Here is a 2,884-nt window from a genome sequence, read left to right as displayed (position 1 = left end):
TCAGCGAATATCGCACCCCAAGWSAGCTTCGACGTCTGATTAACCAATACGTAGATGATTACAACAACATACGGCCCCACGAGGCATTAGGCTACAAGGTTCCCAACGAGTTTTACTTTGCTTGCTTCGCTGCTTAGAATAATTCTGCTTACTGCCACTCTTAAAATTTTAGAACGTGGTCTTGACAAGGGGCCCATTATATTCCGCCACATTTGGTTGATTTGCTTCACCCGAAAAATAAAGTATCCGATATACATGAAAAAGTAGAAACTCTTGAAAAACGCTTAGCTGCTGCTAGTGGTGAAGCACCTGAAATTTTTATGACAAAACCGGCTAATAAGGCACAACTTCGTATTGCGCAAGATATAGAGCAGAATAATGCTGTTGAAGTGCAAGGCCTCCGGGAACTGGTAAAACACATACCATCGCAAACTTGATTGGTCATTTTTTGGCACAGGGGAAAACTGTTTTAGTTACTAGTGAAAAAATTAAAGCATTAAGTGTTTTGCGAGATAAATTAGATGAAGAAATTCGTCCTTTGTGTGTACCTGTTTTTGATGGCAATCAAAGTGAAATGAATGATATTATTTCTTCTATTAGCGCAAAAGTAAATGTAGTAAATATTCAGGATTTGTTAAATGATATTGCTGAAGAAAAAAAGCGAAGGGATGAACTTATAAAAAATCTTGATGAAGAGAGGAAAACTATATTTAATATTCGTAATAAAGAAAATCAAAACATTGTATATGGTGGACAGAGCTATTCTATTATTGAAATTGCCAAACTCATTACTGAAAACAAGGAACAGATGCGTGTGATTCCTGGTCCTGTAAAACAAAAAGAAGGACTTCCTTTGACGCAGGAAGAATTTCAAAAATTATATGCCAGCAATGGTGAGCTTTCTTATCAAGAAGAATGTGAGTTATCTCTTCCGTTGCCAGATTATTCTAAATTGATGGTTCCGAAACAATTTCAATACCTGTTAAATAATATTGATCAGTATAAACAAAAAAAAGCAATCTATTACTTCGATTAATATAGAAGATATTCAAGAAAATTTTGCAGAAAATCAATTACTGTATAATAATAAACTACTATTTATAAATCCTGATAAAAATATAATTCAGAAAGCTCTTAATGTGGCTGAATCTTATCAACCTATGGTGTCTTGGCAGTTTTCTGTTGTAGAAGACAGCATTGTAGGTGGTGGTTATCAGGAAAGATGGCAGTCGCTCATTCAAAGTATTAAAGATTTTTGTCAGGCTGATCAGGATTATGAAGGAAGTCGTCTTGGAAAGCAAATTATTGTTAATGGAACCTTTGAATTAGATGAATTAGTAGAAAAATTACCGGAAATTAAAGAAAAATTAGCTAACGGTGGTTTTCACTTTTGGGATAAGCTTGTAAATTCTACGTTAAGTAAATTGGCTGAGCAGATTATAGTTGATGGGCATGCGTTACGAAATGTGGAAGAGGCTGAATTGGCTATAAAGAAAACTCGGCGTGACTTAGCGTATCATACTGTCAGAAATATGTGGGCAGAAAGATTTGATAATTTTACTGATGTTCCCGAATTAGAAAAACTTACGGGTAATATAGTTATCCAACTAAGAGATTATGAGAATAAAATAAACAGGGCTCTTTTGTGGAATCATACGTGGTATGCACAATACGTTGAATTATTAAAAAAAGCGGGATTCAATTTAAAATTATTAAAATCTGAACTTGAGTATAGTAAAAATATCTCTAGCTATGAACATTATTTGACAACAAATATATTTGATTATGTTAAAATAGTAAGCTTTTTTTTGGCGGAAAGAAAAATTCGTCAAGAGATTGATTATGCAAAAACGATATTTGATGATAAACGTTTGGCAAATTCTGACTTATGCCATGAAATCTTAAAGGCATTAACTTACAGGGATGGAACCGCATACGAAGAAGCATACCATAACTATAGCATTGTTTGGGGGAAACGAGATATTTATGCGATGCGTGAACAACTTTTGTCAAAATTGGAAAAATATGCTTTTGATTGGGCAAAATCGATTCGTTCACGTACGGGTAGCAATGGCAAAGCGAGTATGCCTGATACTTTGGAGAAACTCTGGATGCTTAAACAATTTGAATATATACTGGATGAATTATTTGCCATGCCCCTTGAGAAGCGAGAAAAGCGAGTTGATGATTACTGTGTACAATTACGTGATTGCACAACTCGGTTAGCCAATCAATTAGCCTGGTATCATCTAAAATGCAGATTGGATGGCAAACAAGAAATACAAAGTGCAGTAGCCAGCTACGCATCACTTATCAAACGAGCTGGCAAGCGGACGGGGAAACAGGCACCTAGATTATTGAAACAAGCAAGAGAACAAATGAAAATGGGGCAGAAAGCCGTACCTGCTTGGATTATTCCCGTTTATCGTGCATTAGAGACTTTTGACCCGGTAGATACAGTATTTGATGTTGCTATTATTGATGAAGCTAGTCAGTCCTCTTTGGAAGCCTTAGTTATTACACTTATGGCGCATAAGATTATTGTTGTCGGTGATGATAAACAGGTCAGCCCGATGATGGTGGGGGTTAATTTTGACGAACGAGATGAAATTTTAAAGAAGTATTTAGGGCCTTATTTAAAAAACTCATTAATGTTTGATGGTAACATCTCTTTTTATGAAATTGTAGCTACTGCTTTTAAGGGAGTGTAAAATAGTTTGTGTAAATCGGTATTGCATGAATCTACTTTATGCCCCATACTGGGGTAAACAAAGATAAGGACGGTAACAGAATGGCAAAGTGTAAAACTCCACCAACTACCCCAGGCCGAAGCAGATTGCTCAGCAAATCCTCAACAACTACGACATCAAGAGCGCGGAAGACG

4 protein-coding genes are annotated in these 2,884 nt (G+C 35.9%); all 4 read left to right on the top strand.

What is annotated here, in order from left to right:
* The coding region (locus tag NM10_RS15330) for an integrase core domain-containing protein (protein WP_147675882.1) at positions 1–137 on the top strand (137 nt) is incomplete at its 5' end.
* Positions 138–212: 75 nt separating this feature from the next.
* Positions 213–437 carry a hypothetical protein gene (locus tag NM10_RS13850; protein ID WP_020311780.1) on the top strand — a complete coding sequence of 75 codons (225 nt, stop codon included), beginning with the start codon at positions 213–215 and terminating at the stop codon, positions 435–437.
* Positions 434–1,036 carry a hypothetical protein gene (locus NM10_RS11850; protein ID WP_147675881.1) on the top strand — a complete coding sequence of 201 codons (603 nt, stop codon included), beginning with the start codon at positions 434–436 and terminating at the stop codon, positions 1,034–1,036. The genes NM10_RS13850 and NM10_RS11850 overlap by 4 nt, the downstream gene beginning before the upstream one ends.
* The gene (locus NM10_RS11845; protein WP_147675880.1) at positions 993–2,711 is read left to right on the top strand and encodes a hypothetical protein; all 1,719 of its coding nucleotides are present in this window, start codon (positions 993–995) and stop codon (positions 2,709–2,711) included. The genes NM10_RS11850 and NM10_RS11845 overlap by 44 nt, the downstream gene beginning before the upstream one ends.
* The last annotated feature ends 173 nt before the right edge of the window (positions 2,712–2,884 follow it).

Origin of the sequence: Megasphaera sp. NM10, from assembly GCF_000417505.1 — a bacterium.
In the GTDB taxonomy this organism is placed as follows: Bacteria; Bacillota; Negativicutes; order Veillonellales; family Megasphaeraceae; genus Megasphaera; species Megasphaera intestinihominis.
The sequence above is the reverse complement of the archived record's forward strand: the minus strand, read 5'-3'. Positions and strand labels throughout refer to the sequence as shown.